Origin of the sequence: Micromonospora sp. NPDC047793 (assembly GCF_040642635.1) — a bacterium.
In the GTDB taxonomy this organism is placed as follows: domain Bacteria; phylum Actinomycetota; class Actinomycetes; order Mycobacteriales; family Micromonosporaceae; genus Micromonospora.
Genome location: NZ_JBEYSG010000013.1, coordinates 49,121 through 69,916 on the forward strand (window position 1 = coordinate 49,121; position 20,796 = coordinate 69,916).

Here is a 20,796-nt window from a genome sequence, read left to right on the forward strand (position 1 = left end):
GGAAGGTTAACGGACCGCACCGCGACTTGACAGCGACGCACCGAGGTTGCATGGTTAGTTACATGAGTAGTGAACCGGCCAACCAGGGTGGCGGGTGGCGGGCGTGATGGAGGACGGTCGGCCGATCTTTCTCCAGATCGCCGAGCTGCTGGAGAACTCGATCCTGGACGGGACGCTGGCCGAGGAGGCGCAGGTGCCGTCCACGAACGAGTTGGCGGCCTTCCACCGGATCAACCCGGCGACCGCCGCCAAGGGGGTCAACAAGCTCGTCGACGACGGAACGCTCTACAAGAAACGAGGAATCGGGATGTTCGTCTCCTCCGGCGCCCGCGCCACGCTGCGCGGTCGACGCCGTGACGAGTTCGCCCGGCAGTACGTGCAACCGCTGGTCGCCGAGGCACGCAAGCTCGGCATCGACCCGGCGGAACTCAAGAGCATGATCGACACCTGGGAGGGGGAGCGATGAGCCCCGTCGTCACCGTCACCGACCTCACCAAGAAGTACCGCGGCGTCACGGCGCTGGACCGGGTCAGCTTCTCGCTCGCCGGAAACCGGATCTACGGCCTGCTGGGACGCAACGGCGCCGGCAAGACCACGCTGATGCAGATCCTCACCGCGCAGAACTTCGCCACCTCCGGCGAGGTCGCGGTCTTCGGGCAGCACCCGTACGAGAACGAGGGCGTGCTGTCCCGGATCTCGTTCATCAAGGAGAGCCAGACCTACCCGTCGAACCTCCAGGTGCGGCACGTGCTGCGGGCCGCCGCCCTGGTCCACCCCGGGTGGGACGAGGCGTTCGCGCAGCAGTTGGTCGAGGACTTCCGGCTGCCGCCGCGCCGCAACGTCCGCAAGCTCTCCCGGGGCATGCTCTCGGCGCTGGGCATCATCGTCGGGCTGGCCACGCGGGCACCGTTGACCTTCTTCGACGAGCCCTACCTCGGCCTGGACGCGGTGGCCCGGCAGATCTTCTACGACCGGCTGCTGGCCGACTACACCGAACACCCCCGCACGATCGTGCTCTCGACCCACCTCATCGACGAGGTCAGCGACCTGATCGAGCACGTGCTGCTGATCGACGCCGGACGGCTGCTGCTCGACGAGGAGGCGGAGGCCCTGCGCGGCCAGGTGCTCACCGTCGCCGGCCCGGTCGCGGCGGTGGACGAGTTCAGCCGTACCGCCACCGAACTGCACCGGGTGCTGCTCGGCGGCACGGCCCGCGCCACCGTACGCGGTGACTTCGGCCCGGCGGACCAGGAGCGGGCCCGGTCCCTGGGCCTGGCCCTGGAGGCCGCGTCGTTGCAGGACACCGTCGTGCGCCTGACCACCTCGGCCGACGGACACGCCGCCGGCGCGACCAGCACGGAGGCTGTCCGATGAACCGTGCCCTGACCGTCGCCCGGCTTCAGTTCGTCGCCTGGCCCAGCGTGGTCGGCTGGCCCTGGGGGATCCTCGCCCTCAGCTTCCTCATCAACCTGGCGCTCTTCAGCTCGATGAACGAGTCGACCGATTCCACACCGACCACGGGTGGACTGGCCAGCATCTACGTCGTGATGTTCGTCGCCTGCGTCAACAGCATCACTCAGGACTTCCCGTTCGCGATCGGACTGGGCATCTCGCGCCGCAACTTCTACCTCGGCAACGTGCTCACCTTCGGCGCCCAGGCGATCGTCTACGCGGCCGCGCTCTATCTGCTCGCCGTCGTCGAGGAGGCCACCGCAGGCTGGGGCGTCGGCCTGACCTTCTTCGGCATACCGTTCCTCTGGGTGGAGAACCCGGTGCTGCGCTTCCTCGGCTTCGCGATCCCGTTCCTGCTGCTCGGCTTCCTGGGGATCGCGATCGCTCTGGTGTTCAAGCGGTGGGGCGTCAACGGCATGCTCGCCCTGAGCACCGTGGCGCTGGTCGTGATCGGTGGAGCCGTGGTGCTGGCGACCTGGCGTGGCTGGTGGTCGGCGATCGGTGGCTGGTTCGCCGACCAGTCGGGCGCCGTCCTCCTGGTGGGCTGGCCGGCGCTGCTCACGCTGCCACTCGCCGCCGTCAGCTATCTGATCATCCGGCGCGCGACCCCCTGACCGTCGACGCGCCGAGGCCCGACCCGGTCGACCGGGCGGAACGGGGGCGGCCCCTCCCGACACGACGTCGGGAGGGGCCGCTGTGTTCGGTCGCGGTCAGCGCCAGGTGTCGGTCAGGGTGATCGCGCCGGTGGCGGTGGCGGTGCGGTTGGCGCCCGACTCCCAGACCACCTGGCCCGAGTCGGTGCGCTTGACGTACTTGTAGGAGAACGCGGTGCCGGTCGGCAGGTTCAGCCCGCCGGTCCAGAGCGGGTAGGCGGTCGGCGACAGGCGGACCCCCTTGGCCGGGTCCCAGCCGCCGAGCGCGGGCAGGTCGCCGACGACATAGAGGTGCTGGCCGAGCGTGGTGGTGGCGGTCGCCCGAAAGGAGACCGTGGTGGCGGCCGGCGGGGTGCTGACCGGCTGGTTCCAGGTGGCGGTCAGAGCGGTGCCGGCGGTGCCGGTGCGGTTGGGGTCGTTCTCCCACTGCACCGAGCCGTTGCCGACCTTGACCAGCTTCCACTCGAACGCGGTGCCCGCCGGCACCGACACCGAGCCCGTCCAGGTCGGATAGCTGCCCGAGGTGGTGGAGAGCTTCACCCCGTTCGCGGGGTTCCAGGAGCCGAGCGCCGGGATCGAGCCGACGACGTACACCTCCTGGCCGGGGTCGGTGGAGACGGTGGCGGTGAACCGGGTGGAACCGGCCGGGACCGTCGGGCTCGCGGTCGGGGTCGGCGAGCCGGTCGGGGTCACCGTCGGGGTGGGCGTGGCGCCGTCCAGTCGGGCCTCGACGTGCAGGGCGACCGCCTGGTCTGCGGCGATCGACGCGGTGAAGGCGCCACCGGAGACGGTCACCGCGCCGCCGGGGCAGGCCCCGGTGGACCGGTCGTACGCGCCGCGACCGACGTTGCAGTAGCGGCCGTCCGGCAACGAGGTGGCGAAGCTACGGCTCCAGGCGCTGGTGGTGGCGTTGAAGGCGGCGTACCCCCGGTTGCCCCGGGCGAAGGCCAACCGCCCGTTGCCGTCGGTGACCACCGATCCGATGCCGGTGCCGGCGACCGCGTTGCGGAAGCCCGGCATGCCCGCCACCCCCGCGTTGCGGTGCTCGCAGATCCAGGCGCCGCCGGTGCAGTCGGCGGCCAGCGTGGTGCCGTTGGACGAGCTGGGCGGGCCCTGCCCGTGCACGGAGCCGAACGCGTAGCTCGACATGAGCTGGGGCCGACCGTACGGGTGGGCCATCATGAACGTGTCCGCCAGGTAGTAGCGGGCGCCGCTCTTGTAGGTCAGCGTCGGGTTCTCACGCTGGGTGTCGTGGTTGTCGACGAAGACGACCGCCTGTGCGGCGGTGAGTCCACCGTAGTTCGGCAGGTTGCCCAACTGGGCGATGTTGCCGTCGCGGAACGCCGAGGAGACGGCGCGCTGGTAGTCGAAGTTGGTCACCCCGCCGTACGGCGCGTACGCGGTGTAGGGGATCGTCCCGTCGCCGTACACCTCGTGGAACAGGTCCGGTCGACCGCCGAAGCCGGGTACGTCCCGCAACCGGTTGATGATGTCGCCCAGGTGCGCCTCCTGGACGTGCTTGGCGGCGTCCACCCGGAAGCCGGCCACCCCCAGGTCGATGACCGCGTTCATGTACTTGGCGATCTTGCGGCGTACCTCGGGATCGGCGGTGTTCAGGTCGGCCAGGTCGAGCAGCTCGCAGTCCTGGACCTCCTGCTTGTTGCCCCAGTTGCTGATCCGCCGGTAGCAGGGTGCGAAGTCGCCGTAGCCGTAGGCGTCGCCGGAGCCGTCGTTGAACAGGTTGGGGTAGCTGTACTTGCCGTAGACGGTGCCGGCGCTGCCCGGACCGCTGCCCGCCGAACCGGTGCCGCTCATGTGGTTGAGCACCATGTCCACATAGATCTTCACGCCCTGGGCGCGGCAGCGCTCGACCATGTCGACGAACTGGGCCTTGGTGCCGCGTCGGGTCGAGTCCAACCGGTACGACACCGGTTGGTAGTCCTGCCACCACGGGTACGTGGCGCCTTCGGCGCTGGGCAGCACCACGTGCTCCTGCGGCGGGGAGACCTGCACGCCGCCCCAGCCCTGGGGCCCGAGGGTGCTCTCGCACTCCTGTGCGACGGAGTCCCACCGCCACTGGAACAGGTGGACGATCGCGTCGCCGTTGGCGCGTACGTCGGCTGCACTGGCCGGCGCGGTGCCGGCGGCGACGACGGTGAGACCGACCGCGACCAGTGTCGCGGCCAGTGCCGCGGGTATCGCGGCGCGGGGACGGGGGATTCGCACGGGCCCTCCTCGGGGGACGGTCAGGCAGACGTGGTGACAGCACGGCTTCCTGCAAGTTATGCAAGAAGTTGCGGTGATGGCGTGACCGTAACAGTGACGTCGATGCTTGGGAACCTCTGATTCACAAGTCGATCCGACTTGCCACCAGCATCTTGCGGACAGTTGTAAACGCTGCAAGAATTTGCGTCCACTTCGACCGGAACGGCCGGTGACTCACACCCGGGGACGGCGGCCGTCCGTGCCGAAGCGCAGATAGGCCAGCACCGCCAGCACCGCGCAGGCGGCCTGGGCGGCGACCCAGGCCCAGCCCGGTTGCACCGGACCCAGGAGGGCGACCACCGTGGGCGTCGCGAACAGCAGCACGTCCGTGCCGTTGAACAGCCACAGCACCGGGCCGGGCGAGAAGGCGCCCATCGGGGTGACGACCAGCGGCAGGGAGTGGTCGATCCGGCCCGTCTGCGCCCGCCGGACGGCCATCATCGCGGCCGTCGGGCCGAACGCCAGCCCCAGCGCCCACCAGGGGCCCGGCGGCAGGTCGCCGAGCAACCCCAGCACCGCCACGGCCAGACCGGACCAGGCCGTGGCCAGCACCGTCGGCACGACCAGCCGGATCGCGACCGCCCGTCGACCGGTCAGCCCGAGCAGCCGCAGCAGCGCCGGGTGGGCCGCGTCGCGGCGCAACGCGTCGAGGGTGACCCCGGCGGTGGTGACCGCCCCCAGCACCAGGGCGGTCGCCGGCATCCAGTCCGCACCGGCACTGAGCAACGCGGGCAGCGGAGTCGCCACGGCCAGCCAGCCCAGCCGCCACCCGCGTCGACGCAACACCAGCAGATCCTGTTGCAGCGGCACCAGCCGGCCGAACCGGGGACGCAACGGCCGGGACCGCAGTGCCCGCCGCCGCCAGTACCGTCGCTCGCGCAGGTCGGCGAGGAACGACGGCTCGACGGCGTACGCGGCGTCCAGGTACGTGCCGACGGTCAACGACGGCTCGTGCAGCCGGACGTCGGGCAGGCGCGCCAGGTCGCGGAGGGCCAGGGCGGTCAGGCCCGCGACGACGAGCAGGGCGCCGAGGGTGAGCGGGAGCGGCGGCGCCGCGACACCGGGCAGCGCCGGCAGCGGTCGTACCCGGGCGAGCAGCACCGTCGCGCCCAACGCCACCAGCAGCGCCGGCAACGCCACGTCCAGCATCCGGGCGTACCCGGGGCGATGCTGCGCGGTCACCGCGAGCAACGCCAGGAGCGCACCGACGGCCGTACCCAGGGCGAGCCAGGCGGCCAGGGCGGACCCGGCGACCGGGCGGACCGCCAGTCGGGCGGCGCCGGCCAGCGCCAGCAGTGCGCCGATGACCGCCCCGACCGTGAGTGCCCGCACCAGCGCCGGCAGCAGCAGCCCCCGCCGGGGCACCGGCGCCGGCAGCAACCAGGTCAGCTCACCGCGCCCGAGGACCAACGGGCCCGTCTGACGCAACAGCAGCATCAGGCCGACAGCACCCGCACCCAGCAGCACCAGCACCACGAGCCGGTCCGGCGGGGCCGCCCCCGTCGCCGGCCACATCGCCGACCCGACACCCGGACCGAACATCGCGACCGCGATCGCCACGGTCAGCAGCAGCAGGTACACGTTCTCCAGCGAGAGCGAGGGGGCCCGTTCGGCCCGCTGCCGGCGTACCCAGCGGCGCAGCCTGCGGGCGGTCGGCGGCACCGGCTCCCGGCGGGTAACCGCCTCGCCCACCCGCGTCATGTGCCCGGTTCGGGCGCCGGTGACCCGGTGTGCAGCCGGAGGACCGGACAGTCGAGGGCGGCCACGAAGACCGGATCGTGACTGGCGAACAGCAGGCTCCCACCGGCGGCCAGGTGGTCGCCGAGCAGACCGGCCACCACCGGTCGGATCGCCGCGTCCAGCCGCTGCTCCGGCTCGTCGAGCACCAGCAGCTCCGCCGGGCGGGCCAGGGCGGCGGCCAGCAGCAGCCGCTGCCGCTCGCCCGAGGAGAGCCGGTCCGGGGTGCCGTCGCCGAGATCCCGCAGGCCCAGCACGGAGAGCAGTTCGTCCACCCGACCGTCGGCCGGGTCGTGGCCACCGGCCAACCGGACCAGCTCCACGTGTTCCCGGACGGTCAGTCCGGCGTACCAACTGGGCTGTTCGACGGTGGCGACCACCCGGCGCCAGAACGCGGCCGAGCCGTCGGGCGCGGCCCCGAACACCCGGACCCGGCCCGCGCTCGGGTCGGTCAGGCCGGTGACGCAGCGCAACACGGTGGACTTGCCCGCGCCGTTCTCGCCGACCAGGCAGAGCGCACCGCCCGCCGGCAGGTCGAAGCCGACGTCCCGCACCACGGTCACGCTGCCGAACGCGACGTGCAGGTCCGCGACGGCGACGACCGGTTCACCCACCGCACCACCCTAGATCAACGCCACAAGTCGGGCGGTACGGCTGTGGGCTTTCTATGCTCGGTCCATGGAACTGCGGATCTTCACCGAACCTCAGCAGGGTGCGACCTACGACGACCTGCTGGCCGTGGCCCGGCGTGCCGAGGAGACCGGCTTCGGCGCCTTCTTCCGCTCGGACCACTACCTCAAGATGGGGTCGGTCAGCGGCGAACCGGGCCCCACCGACGCCTGGACGACCCTGGCCGGGCTGGCCCGCGACACCCGCTCGATCCGGCTCGGCACGCTGATGACCGCCGCGACGTTCCGGCTGCCCGGCCCGCTGGCCATCACCGTCGCGCAGGTCGACCAGATGAGCGGCGGCCGGGTCGAACTGGGCATCGGCACCGGGTGGTACGACGCCGAGCACAGCGCGTACGGGATCCCGTTCCCGGCACTCAAGGAACGCTTCGACCGGCTGGACGAGCAGCTCGCCGTGATCACCGGTCTGTGGCGTACCCCGCCGGGGGAGACGTTCGCGTTCACCGGCCGCCACTACCAGGTCAGCGACTCGCCGGCGCTGCCCAAGCCGGTGCAGCAGCCGCACCCGCCGATCCTGCTCGGCGGCATGGGCGCGAAGCGGACCCCGCAGCTCACCGCCAGGTACGCCGACGAGTTCAACCTGCCGTTCGTCTCGATCGACGACACGGTCACCCAGTTCGGGCGGGTCCGTGCCGCCTGCCAGGAGATCGGCCGGAACCCGGACGAGCTGACCTGGTCCAACGCGTTGGTGCTCTGCTGCGGCAAGGACGACGCCGAGGTGGCCCGACGGGCCGCCGTGATCGGCCGGGAACCGGACGAGCTGCGCGAGAACGGGCTGGCCGGCACGCCCGCCGAGGTGGTCGACAAGCTCGGCCGGTACGCCGCCGTGGGCAGCCAGCGGGCCTACCTCCAGGTGCTCGACCTGGGCGACCTGGACCACCTGGACCTGGTCGCCTCGCAGGTGCTGCCGCAGCTCTGAGCGGTGCGGCTGCGCTGCGCGGTGCGGTGTCGACTCCGGCCTGTCAGGGGGCCGGGGTCCGCAGCACGGTCTCCAGCCGCCCGTCCCGGTCGTTGTCGAGATAGGTGACGTCCGGAATGCCGTCGCCGTCGAGGTCGTACTGCACCACGTCGGCCACGCCGTCGCCGTCGAAGTCGGTGACCACCGAGACCGAACCGTCCAGGTGCCGGCTGACTATCGACCGGGCGCCGCCCTCCATGCGAGGCGGCGGGCCGGGGGTCGGCACCGGCGACGGCGACGGTCCCGGCGACGGCTGCGGGGTCGGCTGGCCCGCCGGGTACGCACCGGCCGGCGCGCTGGCCGGGAACACCCCGCTGCCGGTCGGGTCGATCTCCTCCTCGGAGGGGTACACGTCGCCACGAGGGGCGGGATCACGGTAGCTGCTCATCGGCGTAGGGTTCCCCGACGGAGCCGACGGTAACCGTCGGCGCGGAAGGGGGAGGTCGCGTGTCGACGCAGCGCAACTGGGCGGGCAACATCCGGTACTCCGCGCGGGCGCACCACCGGCCGTCGTCCCTGGACGAGCTGCGCGAGCTGGTCGCCGGCAGCGACCGGATCCGGGCGGTGGGCAGCGGACACTCCTTCAACCGGCTCGGCGACTCCACCGGCGACCTGGTCGACCTCTCCGGGCTGCCGGACACGATCCGTCTCGACGCGCACCGCCGGACCGTCGACGTCCCGGCCGCGATCCGCTACGGCGACCTGGCCACCTGGCTGCACCAGCGGGGGTACGCGCTGGCCAACCTCGCCTCCCTGCCGCACATCTCGGTGGCCGGCGCGGTCGCCACCGGCACCCACGGTTCCGGCGTCACCGTCGGCAACCTGGCCACCGCCGTCGCCGGACTCGAACTGGTCACCGGCACCGGTGACCTGCACACCGTCGACCGGGACTCGGCCGACTTCGCCGGCACGGTCGTCGCCCTCGGCGCACTCGGCGTGGTCACCCGGGTCACCCTGGACGTGGTGCCCACCTACGACGTCCGGCAGTACGTCCGGCTGGACCTGCCGCGCGCCGCGCTGGACGAGGCGCTCGCCGCCGCGTACAGCGTCAGCGTCTTCACCGACTGGCGCTCCACCCTCGGCACCCAGGTCTGGCGCAAGCAGCTCGCCGACCAGCCGCCACCGCCCGCCGACTGGCTCGGCACGACGGCGGCCGACCGGCCCTGGCACCCGGTGCCCGGCATGCCCACGGTCAACTGCACCGAGCAGCTCGGAGTGGCCGGGCCGTGGCACGAGCGGCTGCCGCACTTCCGGCTCGGATTCACCCCGAGCAGCGGCGACGAGCTGCAGTCCGAGTACCACCTGCCGCGCGCCGACGCCGCCGAGGCGCTGGCCGCGCTGGACGAGGTGGCCCACCTGATCGCCCCGGTCTCGCAGACCAGCGAGCTGCGGACGATCGCGGCCGACCGGCTGTGGCTGAGCCCCCAGTACGACCGGGACACCCTCGCCGTCCACTTCACCTGGATCGCCGACACCACACAGGTGCTGCCGGTGCTCGCCGAGGTGGAGCGCGCGCTGGCCCCCTTCGCCCCGCGCCCGCACTGGGGCAAGGTCTTCACGCTGCCGCCCGAGACGATCGCGGCCACGTACCCCCGCTGGGCGGACTTCGCCGCGCTGCTCACCCGGCTGGACCCGGCCGGCAGGTTCCGCACCGGGGAACTGGACCGCCTCTTCCCCCGCTGAGCTGTCACCGGCCCACGTCGACCTGGTCGCGCATCGCGCCGCGCTGCACCGTGCGGCTGATGTCGCTGGGTGAGACGATGCCGACCAGGCGACCGTCGGTGACCACCAGCGCCCGCCCGTCGGCGCAGTCGCTGAGCCGGGGCAGCAGATCGGTGAGCTGCTCGTCGGGGGAGGCCAGCACCAACTCGTCGGAGCGGCAGGCCACCGACTCCAGCGTGGTGCTGCCGCGCGCGTCACTCGGCACTCCGCGTACCCGGTCGAGGGTGACCAGGCCGACCGGCCGACCGTCCTCGGTCAACGGCAGCGCCGTGTGCCGGTACGCGAACAGGTAGTTGTCCACGAAGTCGGCCACCGTCATCTCGCCCGAGGCGGTCTGCGGCTGCGGCGTCATCACGTCGGCCACCCGGATCCCCCGCAGGGCCGAACCCACCCGCGCCTGCCGCTCCTCCAGGCTGGCCGCGCCGATCAGGAACCAGCCGATCAGGGCCAGCCAGAGCCCACCCACACCGGCGCCGGTGAGAAACCGGAACAACCCGAAACCGATCAGCGCCAGACCCAGCACCCACCCGGCCCGCGCCGCCACCACCGTCGCGCGGGTCCGGTCCCCGGTGGCCTTCCACACCGCCGCCCGCAGCAGCCGCCCACCGTCCAGCGGGGCGGCCGGCAGGATGTTGAAGACCGCCAGCAGCAGGTTGATCCCGCCCAGCCAGGCCATCACGCCCAGCCACAACCCCTGCACCCCGGCCAGGCCCAGCAGCATCGCGATCGCCCCGAAGAAGACGCCGATGATCAGGCTGACCAGCGGCCCCACCCCGGCGATGCGCAGCTCGGCACCGGGCGTACGCGCCTCGCCGCGCAGCTCCGCCACCCCACCGAAGAGCCAGAGGGTGATGCCGGTGACGCCCAGCCCGTTGCGCTTGGCCACCACCGCGTGCGACACCTCGTGCGCCAGCAGGCCCAGGAAGAACACGACGGCCGCCGCCAGCCCCGCCAGCACGTACGCGACCACCGACCGGTCCGGATACGACGCCGGGAACAGGTTGGCCGAGAGCCCCCACCAGATCAGCGCGAAGATGACCAGGACGCTCCAGTTGACCCCGACAGGTACGCCCACGACCCGGCCGAGCCGGAAACTCGCCCTCATGTGTCCGCTGATACCCCCGAAGACCGTGACCATGCCAACGGGGGCGAACACGGGCCGACTCCGGACCGTGCTCCGCGCCGCACGCGGCTGCCTGTTCGGTGAGCCGGTAGGCGAAGATCCCCCACGCGAGCAGCACCGGCATGCCGACTGCCGCGACGACCCAGTGCCGCCTGCGGCGTGCAGAGTCCGTTGGCGACACCGCCGACGTGCGGCGATGGCGATCACGACGCCGACGGGGCGCTACCGCCGGGCATGCCTCTGCGACCGCTTTAGAGCTGACGGCGTGAACGAATCACCGGCGTGGCTGGCGACTGGGCCGAGAGCACAGGCGGTGCAGCTCGACAGGAGGCGCGGTTCAGTCCGATGGGGCGGCAGGGCAACGGCAGTTCACCGGGCCAGATCCCGCCGTCCTGCCGATCCGCACCACGTCAGTTGCCGCCGCGACACGACGGGTGGGTTCACGGCCGGCTGCCGGTGGTGCTGACCGAACCGTCACAGAGCCTGTCTGATCGACTCGATCTGGCTCCACAGCAACACTCCCGCCGTACTGATCAGCAGGGACGTCCCGACGAAGACCGGCCAGGATCTCGCGGCCCGGGAGCGTACGAAGAGGAGGGTGACTCCCACCGTGGCCAGCGAGACGCCCATCCCGGCCGCGATGAGCCTGCCGAGGAAGAAGGCGTCGAGGGCGCCCCACGCCCGGAAGGTCAACACGTCGTGGAGCCCTTGGCCGGCTAGCAGCCCCAGGGCCACCCCGGCAGCGACCGATGCCGGTAGCCGTGCACCGCGTCGGATGATCGAGCCCAGACAGCCCAGCACCACGCCGGCGGCGACCGAGGCGACGACCCACAAGGCGGTGTGGCGTCCCACCGACGCCAGGCCCGACGCGGCGGCAGAACTGCCGTCCGCCAACTGGCCGAGATGCCAACGCCGTCCGGCGATCAGGATCAGTCCGTAGTAGGTGACCGTGGCGAGGAGCAACAGCACGGTGGCGTTGACGGGTGCGACCTCGTGCCGTGTCGACGCGTAGCCCGCCAGCAGCGCCGCCATCGTCACGGCTGTCACCGTAGGACACGACGCTCGTACCCGTCACGGACCGCGGCGTTCCCCGATGTGGACCGGCGGCGGGCGGCGTTCAGGCGGTCGAGGGCGGGGCGGGTAGTGCGTCGACGACCACCACGGGGCTGCCCTCGGGTACCTCCGTCAGCAGCAGTCGCTGCCCGCTGGGGGTGAGTCGGATGCAGCCGTTGGTGGTCTGCTGGCCCAGTTCACCGTCGTGGTGCCAGGTGTGGATGCCGATGTGGGCGCCGCGCAGCCCGTCCGGCACGGAGGCCGGGTCGTCGGGGACCGAGCCGAGGGCATAGATGTCCACCCCGCCGTAGACGCTCTCCGGCGGCGGGGTGCGGCCCAGGACGAAGGTGCGGCCCAGCGGTGTCTCCTGGCCGCGCTGACCCAGGCTGACCTGCCAGGTACGCCGGGCGACGCCGTCGCGGTACCAGGTGAGGCGGTACGGTACCCGCTCCACCACGATCTGGTCGCGCAGCGCGACGGTCCGGAAGCCGCCGGGTGGTAGCCAGGCCAGCTTGCGGTTGGCCGACGGCAGCAGGACGGCGGTCCAGCCCCGCTCGCGTCGGGCGATCGGCACGGTGAGCGGCACCTCGCTGATGGTGGGCATCAGGAAGGCCACCGGTCGCCCGCCCGGTCCGTCGTACGCGGCCAGTCGCCGGGTCGGCCGCAGCCCCTCGGTCAACGGGGTGGTGTCCAGGGTGTCCGGGTCGTCGGGGAAACCGGCCGGTGCCGGATCGTAGGCGATCTCGGGCAGGTCGTCCGGTGCCGGTGCCGCCGTCGGGACGGGCTCGTCGAGCGGTGGCAACGTCGTACTCGGGATCTCGGCCCGGTCGCTCGGTCGGGCGACCGGTGCCGGTCCCGCCGAGGGCGTCAGCGCCCACCCCGCGTACGCCGACCCACCCAGCAGTACGGCGACCCCGACCGCCGCAGCGACCCCCCGCCGTCCCCTGCGCCAATCCCCAATTTGCACAACTAACCCTAACAACCCAAAACCCTCAATAACCCCACTTCCCCGCACCGCCCCACCCCGCCCCCCGCCCCTGCCGGGTTGATCAAGAAGTTTGCGTCGGGTTCGGGCGGATTCCTGAACCAAAGCTCTTGATCAACACGGGCGGTGGGGGCCGGGCGGGGCCGAGCCGGGGGCGGGGTGGCGCGGGCGGTGGAGGTTAGGGGAGGCGGGCGTTGGTGTGGAGGGCTATGGCGTCGTGGGCGGGGACGGTGGCGGCGAACCAGCCGTTGGCGTCGACGGTGATGATCGGGCCGCTGCAGGTGCCGTTGGTGAAGGTGCCGTGGATGACGTCGCAGTAGCGGCCGGCGGGCAGCCCGGTCTGGTACGAGCGGCCGGTGATCGGGAAGTCCTCGTCGTTGATGGTGACGAAGCCCCGGCCGGTACGGCTGAAGGCGATGTGCTGGTAGCCGTTGTCGTACCAGTTGCTGACGCCGGTGCCCTCGGTGGCGTTGCGGAAGCCGACCATGTTCGCGATCACCGGCCAGCGGTGCTCGCACTCCCAGCCCGAGTAGCAGGTGGTGTTCAGCGTCCTGTTGGTGCCGTCCGAGGGCGGGCCCGCGTCGCGGTTGGTGATGGTGTAGCTGGACATCACCGTCGGTGAGCCGTACGGCCAGGCCAGCATGAAGGCGTTGGCCAGGGCGTACGTGCCCCGGTCGCGGTAGGTGAGCACCCCGCCGTCGTCGCGCTGGGTGTCGTGGTTGTCCACGAAGACCGACGACACCGAGCTGGGCAGGTGCCCCCAGCCTTCGCCGAAGTTGCGCAGGTAGGCGAGGCGTTCGGAGCGGAAGACCCGGGCCAGGTCCTTGCCGTAGCGGAACTCGTGCACGTCGCCGTTGCCGGTGTACTCCTCGGGTCGGATCGGCTCGCCGGCACCGTGGATGACCTCCTGCACCACGTAGGCGGGGCGGTTCAGGCGGCGCAGGATGTCGGCGATGTCGGCGGCGGGCATGTGCTTGCTGGCGTCCAGCCGGAAGCCGTCCACGCCGAGGGAGAGCAGGTCGTTGAGGTATCCGGCCAGCCGGGACCGGACGTACTCGGAGCCGGTCTTGAGGTCGGCGAGGTTGACCAGCTCGCAGGTCTGCACCTCGTACCGGTCGAGGTAGTTGACGATGTCGTTGTTGCCGTTACGGCCGCAGTAGTGGAAGTCCTGCGCCTGGTAGATGCCGGGGTAGACGTGATGCTGGTAGGACGACCCGGCCCAGCCGGTGCCGCCGTTGGTCTGGCCGGACATGTGGTTGACGACGGCGTCGACGATCACCTTGACGCCGGCCGCCTGGCAGGTGCCCACCATGGACCGGAACTGGTCGCGGGTGCCCTTGCGGGACTCGATCCGGTAGCTGACCGGCTGGTAGGCGACCCACCACTGGTTGCCGCGTACGTGTTCCTGCGGGGGCGAGACCTGGACGTAGCCGTAGCCCTTCGGGCCGAGTGTGCTGGTGCACTCGGCAGCCACCGAGGGCCAGTTCCACTCGAAGAGGTTGGCGATGACCTTCTTGCCGCCTGCCGGGGCGGCGCTGGCGGGGGGTGCGGTCACGGTGCTGGGTGCGAGGAGGCTGGCGATCACGGCGAGGGCGATGATCGCCGGGCGGAGTCGACGTCGACGCATCGGGTGCTCCCGGGGGTGCCGGAGGACGGGGGAGGGTGGTGCGGCTGCCCGGATCTTGCAACCGGGACTGAAAATTTCAGCAAGGTTACAAGCGCATTTCATCACCTGTCAATGCATGGACGTCCGTCAGTGCGCCCGGAGGTGCGGTGGCGGCGTTACACGCGCCGGGCGGGGGGACGGTTCGACAACTCGTCGAGAAATTTTCGGTCGGATCTAATCCGACTGAACGCCGGAGACGTACTGGTGTGGGGAACAGGGTCGGCCGGCGGTGCGCCGCCGCGAGACGATCGAGGAGCACATGGCCCGGGCTACGCAGAACGAGAAGGCGCCTGCCGTCCGTACCAGCACCAGCACCAGAGGGATCCAGGTACGGTCCCGCAGCCAGATCCTGGCGCTGTCCGCGTCGGGGATCGCGGCGTTGTGGGCGCTGATGATGCTCACCAGCGCCGGTCAGCGGGCGTACGCGATGGGTTTCTTCTTCACCGAGTTCTTCGCCGGTGTGATCGCCCTGGTCGCGCTGAGTCTGACGGTGATGATGGGGCTGCTCGCCACCGACCGGCTGGTGCTGCTGATCCGGCACCGGGTGCTGTTGCAGTCGGCGCACCGGGCCACCGGCATCCTCGGTGTCGCCGGCCTGGTCTTCCACGTGATCACCAAGATCGCCAGCGGTCGGGCCGGGGTGACCGACGCGGCGGTGCCGTTCGTCGGTGGCCGGGGGCTCTACGTCGGCCTCGGCACCATCGCCGCGCTGCTCATGGTGGGTGTGCTCTGGACCGGCATCATCCGGGCCCGGTTCGCCGACGTCGGCCCCAAGTGGCTGTGGCGCGGCCTGCACTCGATGGCGTACGTGTCCTGGCCCTTCGGCATCTTCCACGGCCTCGGCGCCGGACGTGCGCCGGCCACCTGGGTCAGCCTCAGCTACTGGCTCTGCGTGGTGCTGGTCGTGGTGGCGCTGATGGTCCGACTCTCGGTCAGCCTCCAGCGGCGCAGCCGCGAGCAGCACCAGGCCGCCGCGCTCAACGAGGCGATGACCGGCGGCAAGAGCACCGAGGAGAGCCGGGGCAAGGGCCTGCTCGGCACCCTGACCGGCCGGCGCGCCGAGGGCGAGGACGGCCGGGAGAAGCGGGTCCGCCGCGACATGAGCTGGGCCGAGAGCACCTCCGGCACCTGGGCCAGCCCGACCATCCGGCGCAACGACCCGGAGCGCTTCACCGTGCCGGTGGTGCCCGAGCCGGGCAGCCTGCGTGAGCCGGTACGCCCCGGACGGGACCGCCTCGACGAGGAACTGGAGCCGGTGGTGCGCCGTCCCTCCCGTCGCGAGGAGGAGGAGTTCGAGCGGGCCATCCGCCGCGAGACCGAGCTGATGGAGCCGGTGTCCCGACGGCGTGACGAGGAGCCGGTCGGCCGGCGTACCGTCCGCCGCGACGACGAGCTGGAGTCCACCGGGCGGCGTGCGTACCGCCGCGACGAGGAGGACCTGGAGCCGGTCAGCCGGCGGGTCCGCGAGGACGAGGAGCCGGTCCGGCGGCGCGCCTCCCGCCGGGAGGAGGAGCGCGAGTCGGTGGGTCGCCGATCCGCGCGCCGCCGCGAGGAGGAACTGGAGTACGAGCGCGAGCCGGGTGGTCGGCGCCGTCGCGACGACGAGGAGACCGGCCGGTACCGCCGCTCCCGGGGGGACGCCGACGCCGGCACCCGCTACTCGTCCCCGCCGCGCTCCAGCATCGACGAGCCGGAGGAGCCCTGGGACAGCCCGCGTCGCTGGGAGTCGAACGCCCCGATCTCGGCCGGCCCGATCTCCGGCGCGCCCATCTCGGGTTCACCGATCTCCGGTACGCCCATCTCCGCCGAGCCCCGCAGCGGCGGCGGCCGGCACAGCGTGGACGACGACGTGCCCGAGGCGGAGAACGACTACTGGCGGCCGCCGGCCCGGTACGCCGCGGAGGACGCCGTGGACGACGACACCCCGACCCTGGTCGACCTCGCCTCCCGGCGCGCCCGCCGGGCGTCGGACAGCCGACGCCGCCGGGCCGACCCGGAGAAGGTGGACGGCGCGTACTGGGCCGGACTGCGAGGGGAGGCCAAGTGACGGAGCGTGCCGTGGTCCCGCCGGTGGCCTGCGTCGGCGAGCCCCGGCTCACCGCCGGGTTCGCCGAGTTCGGCCGGCTCGACCTGCAGGCCCACGAGATGGTGCACGGCCCGATCAGCCCGATGGAGCCGTCCAACCTGCTGCGTCTCGCGGAGGGCATCCAGCTCAAGGGCAAGGGCGGTGCCGGGTTCCCGTTCGCCAAGAAGCTCCGGGCGGTGCTGGAGTCCTGCGAACGCCAGGACCTGCCGCCGGTGGTGGTGGTCAACGCCACCGAGGGGGAGCCGGCGAGCTGGAAGGACAAGGTGATCCTCACCCGGGCCCCGCACCTGATCCTGGACGGCGCGGCGCTGGCCGCGTTCGCGCTCGACGCCGAGGAGATCGTGCTCTGCGTGGCCGACGACATGGTCGGCCGGGACTCCCTCATGGAGGCGCTCGACGAGCGGCGGATGCCGGTGCCGACCAGCGTGGTGACGGTGCCGCACCGGTTCATCAGCGGGGAGGGCGGGGCGCTGGTCAACGGGATCAACGGGCTGCCGCACATCCCGCCCGGCACCAAGAAGCGCTCCAGCGACTCCGGCGTGAGCAACCTGCCCACCCTGCTCTCCAACGCCGAGACGTACTCGCAGCTCGCGGTGGCCGCCCGCCTCGGGCCGTACGAGTACGCGGCGCTCGGCACCGACGACGAGCCGGGCACCGTGCTGCTCAGCGTGACCGGCGCGGCGAAGCGGCACGCGGTGGTCGAGTGCGCGGCCGGCACCCCGCTGCGGGAGATCCTCGAACTCTGCGAGGTCCCCGACGGGCCGGGCATCCTGATGGGCGGCTACCACGGCAAGTGGATCACCCGGGAGGCGGCGGAGAAGGCCGAGGTCTCCCGCAAGGGACTCGCCGCGGTCGGCGGCACCCTCGGCGCCGGCATCATCGTGCCGCTCGCGAACGACACCTGCCCGCTCGGCGAGGCCGCCCAGGTGGTGCGCTACCTGGCCGGTGAGTCGGCCGGGCAGTGCGGGCCGTGCAAGCGCGGCCTGCCCGACCTGGCCCGCGCGGTCGACCTGGCGGTCTCCGGCAGCGCGCCGGTCGAGGTGGTCCGGGCCGCCGCCGGCGACGTCAAGGGGCGCGGCGCGTGCAGCCACCCCGACGGTACGTCCCGCTTCGCGCTGTCGGCGATGGAGGTCTTCGCCGACGACCTCAAGAAGCACACCACCGGCGAGGGCTGCGGCCGGCGGGTCAAGGGCATGATGGGCCTGCCCGGCGCCCCCGACCCGGACCCGCAGAAGCTGGTCCTGGACTGGTCCCGGTGCGACGGCCACGGCCTCTGCGCCCACGTGGTGCCGGACTTCATCCGGCTCGACCAGAACGGCTATCCCGCCTTCCCGCCGACCCCGGTGCCGACCTGGCTGCGGGAGGGCGCGTCGAAGGCGGTCAAGGTCTGCCCGGAACTGGCGCTGCGGTTGACCAAGGCCTGAGCGTGCCGCGACCGGGCACGCGTGTCGCGACCGGAGCGGGGGTGCGTGCGCGTGCCGTGACCGAAGCGGGACGGACGGGGCGGCCGGTGGCCGGACCAGCGAAGCGAAGGAGACACCGATGAGGCCGGTCCGACAGACGCGACGTGCCATTTGTGCGGTCGCCGTTGTGCTCGCCGCGGCGCTGGCGGCCGGCGGCTGCGGTGCCGCGGGCTCGGTCGAGGAGGCGGCGGCCGTACCGGAGTCCGCACCCGCACCCGCCTCGGCGTCTGCGGAGCCCGCCGGACCGACGCCCGGTCCCACCACCCCGGTGCCGGTGCCCGACACCCTGCGGTTCACCGGGCAGACCCTGGCCGGTACGCAGTTCGACGCCGCCGCCCTGGCCGGTCGCCCGGTGGTGCTCTGGTTCTGGGCGCCCTGGTGTGCCACCTGCGCCAGCCAGGCGTGGACCATCGCCGAGATCGAACCCGGCTTCCGGGACACCGTGCCGATCATCGGCGTCGCCGGGCTCGGCGAACGCAAGGCGATGACCGACTTCGTCACCGAGTTCGAACTCGGCCCGATGCCGCAGATCGAGGACCGGCAGGGCACGCTCTGGAAGCGGTTCGGAATCGTCGAGCAGAGCACCTTCGTGATCATCGATCGTGAGGGCAAGGTCGCGCACAAGGGGTGGCTCGACGGGGAGGACCTCACCCGCCGGGTCACCGCGCTGGCCGCCTGATGGAGGCGCCGCTCCTGCTCGCGCTGACCGCGGGCATGCTCGGCGCGGTCAACCCGTGCGGCTTCGCGATGCTGCCGGCGTACCTGTCGCTGCTGGTCGCCGGGGCCACCGACACCCGGGGTGCGGTGGGCCGGGCACTCACCGCCGCCGCGGCGCTCACCTGCGGGTACGTGCTGGTGTTCGGCGCCTTCGGCCTGGCCCTGGCCCCGTTCGCGGGTTGGCTGCGTCCCCGGCTGCCGTGGTTCACCGTCGGGCTGGGACTGCTGCTCCTGCTGCTCGGCTGCTGGCTGCTCGCCGGACGACGGCTGCCCAGCCTGCGTCCGCTGACCCGGGCGCCCCGACTGACCCGCAGGTGGCCGTCGATGGTGCTGTTCGGCATGGCGTACGCGACCGCCTCGCTGGGCTGCGCCATCGCACCGTTCCTGGCGATCGTGGTGACCAGCCTCCAGGCCGGGTCGACCGGGCGCGGGCTGGCACTGTTCGGGGCGTACGCCCTGGGGATGGGGTTGGTGGTCGCGGTGGCCGCGCTCGGCGTGGCGCTGCTGCGCGGCGAGGTGGTGGCCCGGCTGCGGGGCGCCGGCGCCTGGGCCCCTCGCGTGAGTGGTCTGGTGCTGCTGCTCGCGGGCGGCTACGTCGCCTGGTACGGCTGGTACGAGGCGCGGCTGGCCGCCGGTCGGCGCGAGGCGCTCGCCGATCCGGTGGTGAGCGCCGCCGCCGGTGTCCAGCGGTGGCTGGCGGCGACGCTGGACAGCGCAGGTCCGGCGGTGCTCGTCGCCGTCGTCGGCGTGCTGGTCCTCGCCGGCTCGCTCCGAAGGAAGGGCACCTTGTTAACGCCTGCGGTAGAGCAGGGGTCCCCTGCTAACACCGGACGGGGGCCGCACGCGGCTGACACCGGACGGGGGCCGCACGCGGCTGACACCGGACGGGGGCCGCACGCGGCGACCCCCGACGAACCGGTCAGCGCGGGGTGAGTCGGTCGGTGCCGATCCGGTCGCGGAGCACCTCGGGCACCAGCACCGAACCGTCGGCCTGCTGGAACTGCTCCAGGATGGCCGGCAGCAGCCTGCTGGTCGCCAGCGCCGAGCCGTTCAGCGTGTGGACGAACCGGGTCTGCTTGCCGCCCGGCTCGCGGTAGCGGATCGCCGCCCGTCGGGCCTGGTAGTCACCGCCCCAGGAGACCGACGAGACCTCCTTGTACTTGCCGGTGCTGGGCATCCACACCTCGATGTCCAGCGTCTTGCGCATCGAGGCGCTGGAGTCGCCGGCCGCCAGCAGGCTGCGCTGGTAGTGCAGGCCCAGCCCCTCGACCAGGCTCTCCGCGTGGGCGACCATCTGCTCCAGCGCGGCGTCGGCCTGCTCGGGCAGGGTGAACTGGAAGATCTCCACCTTGTTGAACTGGTGGCCCCGGACGGTGCCGCGCTCGTCCGAGTGCGAGCCCGCCGCCTCACGGCGGTAGCAGGGGGTGTACGCGAACACCCGCAGCGGCAGCTTCGCGGTCTCCAGGATCTCGTCCTGGTATGCGCCGAGGATCGCCGTCTCCGCCGTCGGCAGCAGGAACTGCCCGCGCGGCGCGGACTGCTTGTCCAGGTGGTAGACGTCGTCGTAGAACTTCGGGAACTGGCCGGCGGCGAAGCCCGCAGTGTCCAGCAGCAGGTGCGGCGGGAGCAGGAACTCGTACCCGGCCTCGATGTTGCTCTCGATCAGCCAGTTGACCAGCGCCCACTCCAGGCGGGCGCCCAGACCGGTGTACATCCAGAAGCCCGACCCGCCCAGCTTGACCCCGCGCTCGTGGTCGACCAGGCCCAACGCCCGGCTCAACTCGACGTGGTCGCGGATCTTCTCGATCGCCGGGGGTGCGCCGAAGGTCTTCACCACCCGGTTGGCCTCCTTGCCGCCGGGGACCACGTCCTCGGCAGGCAGGTTGGGCAGTTCGCTCATCACGGTACGCAGCCGTGCCTGCACCTCGTCGAGTTCGCTCTCCAACTCGGCGATCTGCTTCCGGCCGACCTCGGAGGTCGCCTCCGGCTCGACACCGGCCCGCTTCGCCTGCGCGTACGCCCGGGCCTCGGCCTTGCGGCGCTGGCGTTCCCCGTCGATCTCACTGATCAGCCGGCGACGCTCCCGGTCGAGCTGCTGGATGTCGTCCAGCGCCCGGTCGACCTCGGCGGCTTCGAGCCGCTTCGCCAGCGCGGTCGCCACCGCGTCGCGATCCTTCCGGATCAACTCCATGTCGAGCATGCTGCTCCGTACGCCTCCGTCCGGAAG

18 protein-coding genes are annotated in these 20,796 nt (G+C 72.2%); 9 read left to right on the forward strand and 9 right to left on the reverse strand.

Features of this window, described 5'->3' with window-relative positions:
- Nucleotides 1–94 precede the first annotated feature (94 nt).
- Genes ABZ738_RS23120 through ABZ738_RS23130 form a run of 3 tightly spaced genes read left to right on the forward strand, consistent with a single transcriptional unit; the run spans nt 95 to nt 2,066 of the window.
- Complete coding sequence (locus ABZ738_RS23120) at nt 95–466, forward strand: GntR family transcriptional regulator (protein ID WP_236145711.1); 372 nt, start codon at nt 95–97, stop codon at nt 464–466.
- On the forward strand, nt 463–1,374 hold the full coding sequence (locus tag ABZ738_RS23125) for an ABC transporter ATP-binding protein (RefSeq protein WP_357216233.1): 912 nt from the start codon (nt 463–465) through the stop codon (nt 1,372–1,374). Before ABZ738_RS23120 ends, ABZ738_RS23125 begins: the two co-directional genes overlap by 4 nt.
- A complete protein-coding gene (locus ABZ738_RS23130; RefSeq protein ID WP_131053004.1) occupies nt 1,371–2,066 on the forward strand; it encodes an ABC transporter permease in 696 nt (231 codons plus the stop codon). The genes ABZ738_RS23125 and ABZ738_RS23130 overlap by 4 nt, the downstream gene beginning before the upstream one ends.
- Nucleotides 2,067–2,162: 96 nt before the next feature.
- On the opposite strand, the gene ABZ738_RS23135 is transcribed toward ABZ738_RS23130, so the two are convergent.
- The 3 genes from ABZ738_RS23135 to ABZ738_RS23145 form a co-directional block, all read right to left on the reverse strand.
- Nucleotides 2,163–4,331, reverse strand: coding sequence for a carbohydrate-binding module family 20 domain-containing protein (locus ABZ738_RS23135; protein ID WP_357216237.1), 2,169 nt, complete (start codon nt 4,329–4,331; stop codon nt 2,163–2,165).
- A gap of 213 nt (nt 4,332–4,544) precedes the next feature.
- The gene (locus ABZ738_RS23140; protein ID WP_131053002.1) at nt 4,545–6,062 is read right to left on the reverse strand and encodes a DUF6297 family protein; all 1,518 of its coding nucleotides are present in this window, start codon (nt 6,060–6,062) and stop codon (nt 4,545–4,547) included.
- A 5-nt stretch (nt 6,063–6,067) separates the two neighbouring features.
- Nucleotides 6,068–6,691, reverse strand: a complete 624-nt coding sequence (locus ABZ738_RS23145) for an ATP-binding cassette domain-containing protein (RefSeq protein ID WP_236145712.1) — start codon at nt 6,689–6,691, stop codon at nt 6,068–6,070.
- A 94-nt stretch (nt 6,692–6,785) separates the two neighbouring features.
- Between ABZ738_RS23145 and ABZ738_RS23150 the strand changes: the two genes are divergently transcribed.
- A complete protein-coding gene (locus ABZ738_RS23150) occupies nt 6,786–7,715 on the forward strand; it encodes an LLM class F420-dependent oxidoreductase (protein ID WP_131053000.1) in 930 nt (309 codons plus the stop codon).
- A 43-nt stretch (nt 7,716–7,758) separates the two neighbouring features.
- Here ABZ738_RS23150 and ABZ738_RS23155 read toward each other — a convergent pair whose 3' ends face one another.
- On the reverse strand, nt 7,759–8,142 hold the full coding sequence (locus tag ABZ738_RS23155) for a thrombospondin type 3 repeat-containing protein (protein ID WP_131052999.1): 384 nt from the start codon (nt 8,140–8,142) through the stop codon (nt 7,759–7,761).
- A gap of 59 nt (nt 8,143–8,201) precedes the next feature.
- Here ABZ738_RS23155 and ABZ738_RS23160 point away from each other — a divergent pair, with 59 nt between their 5' ends.
- A complete protein-coding gene (locus tag ABZ738_RS23160; RefSeq protein WP_131052998.1) occupies nt 8,202–9,437 on the forward strand; it encodes a D-arabinono-1,4-lactone oxidase in 1,236 nt (411 codons plus the stop codon).
- Between the two features lie 4 nt (nt 9,438–9,441).
- On the opposite strand, the gene ABZ738_RS23165 is transcribed toward ABZ738_RS23160, so the two are convergent.
- The 4 genes from ABZ738_RS23165 to ABZ738_RS23180 all read right to left on the reverse strand — a co-directional run bounded on the left by ABZ738_RS23165 (nt 9,442) and on the right by ABZ738_RS23180 (nt 14,264).
- Nucleotides 9,442–10,581, reverse strand: a complete 1,140-nt coding sequence (locus ABZ738_RS23165) for a site-2 protease family protein (RefSeq protein ID WP_357216243.1) — start codon at nt 10,579–10,581, stop codon at nt 9,442–9,444.
- Nucleotides 10,582–11,073: 492 nt separating this feature from the next.
- Nucleotides 11,074–11,637 (reverse strand): hypothetical protein, encoded by a 564-nt coding sequence (locus ABZ738_RS23170; protein ID WP_357216246.1) that lies wholly within the window; start codon nt 11,635–11,637, stop codon nt 11,074–11,076.
- A 79-nt stretch (nt 11,638–11,716) separates the two neighbouring features.
- Entirely contained in the window at nt 11,717–12,619 is a 903-nt protein-coding gene (locus ABZ738_RS23175; RefSeq protein ID WP_357216249.1) for a L,D-transpeptidase, read from the reverse strand.
- Nucleotides 12,620–12,815: 196 nt separating this feature from the next.
- Nucleotides 12,816–14,264 (reverse strand): alpha-amylase family protein, encoded by a 1,449-nt coding sequence (locus ABZ738_RS23180; RefSeq protein WP_131055578.1) that lies wholly within the window; start codon nt 14,262–14,264, stop codon nt 12,816–12,818.
- A 268-nt stretch (nt 14,265–14,532) separates the two neighbouring features.
- Here ABZ738_RS23180 and ABZ738_RS23185 point away from each other — a divergent pair, with 268 nt between their 5' ends.
- The 4 genes from ABZ738_RS23185 (at nt 14,533) to ABZ738_RS23200 (ending at nt 19,502) form a co-directional block, all read left to right on the forward strand.
- Nucleotides 14,533–16,350 (forward strand): ferric reductase-like transmembrane domain-containing protein, encoded by a 1,818-nt coding sequence (locus ABZ738_RS23185; protein WP_254876955.1) that lies wholly within the window; start codon nt 14,533–14,535, stop codon nt 16,348–16,350.
- Nucleotides 16,347–17,813, forward strand: a complete 1,467-nt coding sequence (locus ABZ738_RS23190) for an NADH-ubiquinone oxidoreductase-F iron-sulfur binding region domain-containing protein (protein ID WP_357216254.1) — start codon at nt 16,347–16,349, stop codon at nt 17,811–17,813. Before ABZ738_RS23185 ends, ABZ738_RS23190 begins: the two co-directional genes overlap by 4 nt.
- A gap of 166 nt (nt 17,814–17,979) precedes the next feature.
- Complete coding sequence (locus ABZ738_RS23195) at nt 17,980–18,531, forward strand: redoxin domain-containing protein (protein WP_357216257.1); 552 nt, start codon at nt 17,980–17,982, stop codon at nt 18,529–18,531.
- Nucleotides 18,531–19,502: a cytochrome c biogenesis protein CcdA gene (locus ABZ738_RS23200; RefSeq protein WP_357216260.1), complete on the forward strand. Its 972-nt coding sequence runs from the start codon at nt 18,531–18,533 to the stop codon at nt 19,500–19,502. The genes ABZ738_RS23195 and ABZ738_RS23200 overlap by 1 nt, the downstream gene beginning before the upstream one ends.
- On the opposite strand, the gene serS is transcribed toward ABZ738_RS23200, so the two are convergent.
- Entirely contained in the window at nt 19,489–20,769 is a 1,281-nt protein-coding gene (serS, locus tag ABZ738_RS23205; protein ID WP_131057101.1) for a serine--tRNA ligase, read from the reverse strand. The genes ABZ738_RS23200 and serS overlap by 14 nt on opposite strands.
- Between the last annotated feature and the right edge of the window lie 27 nt (nt 20,770–20,796).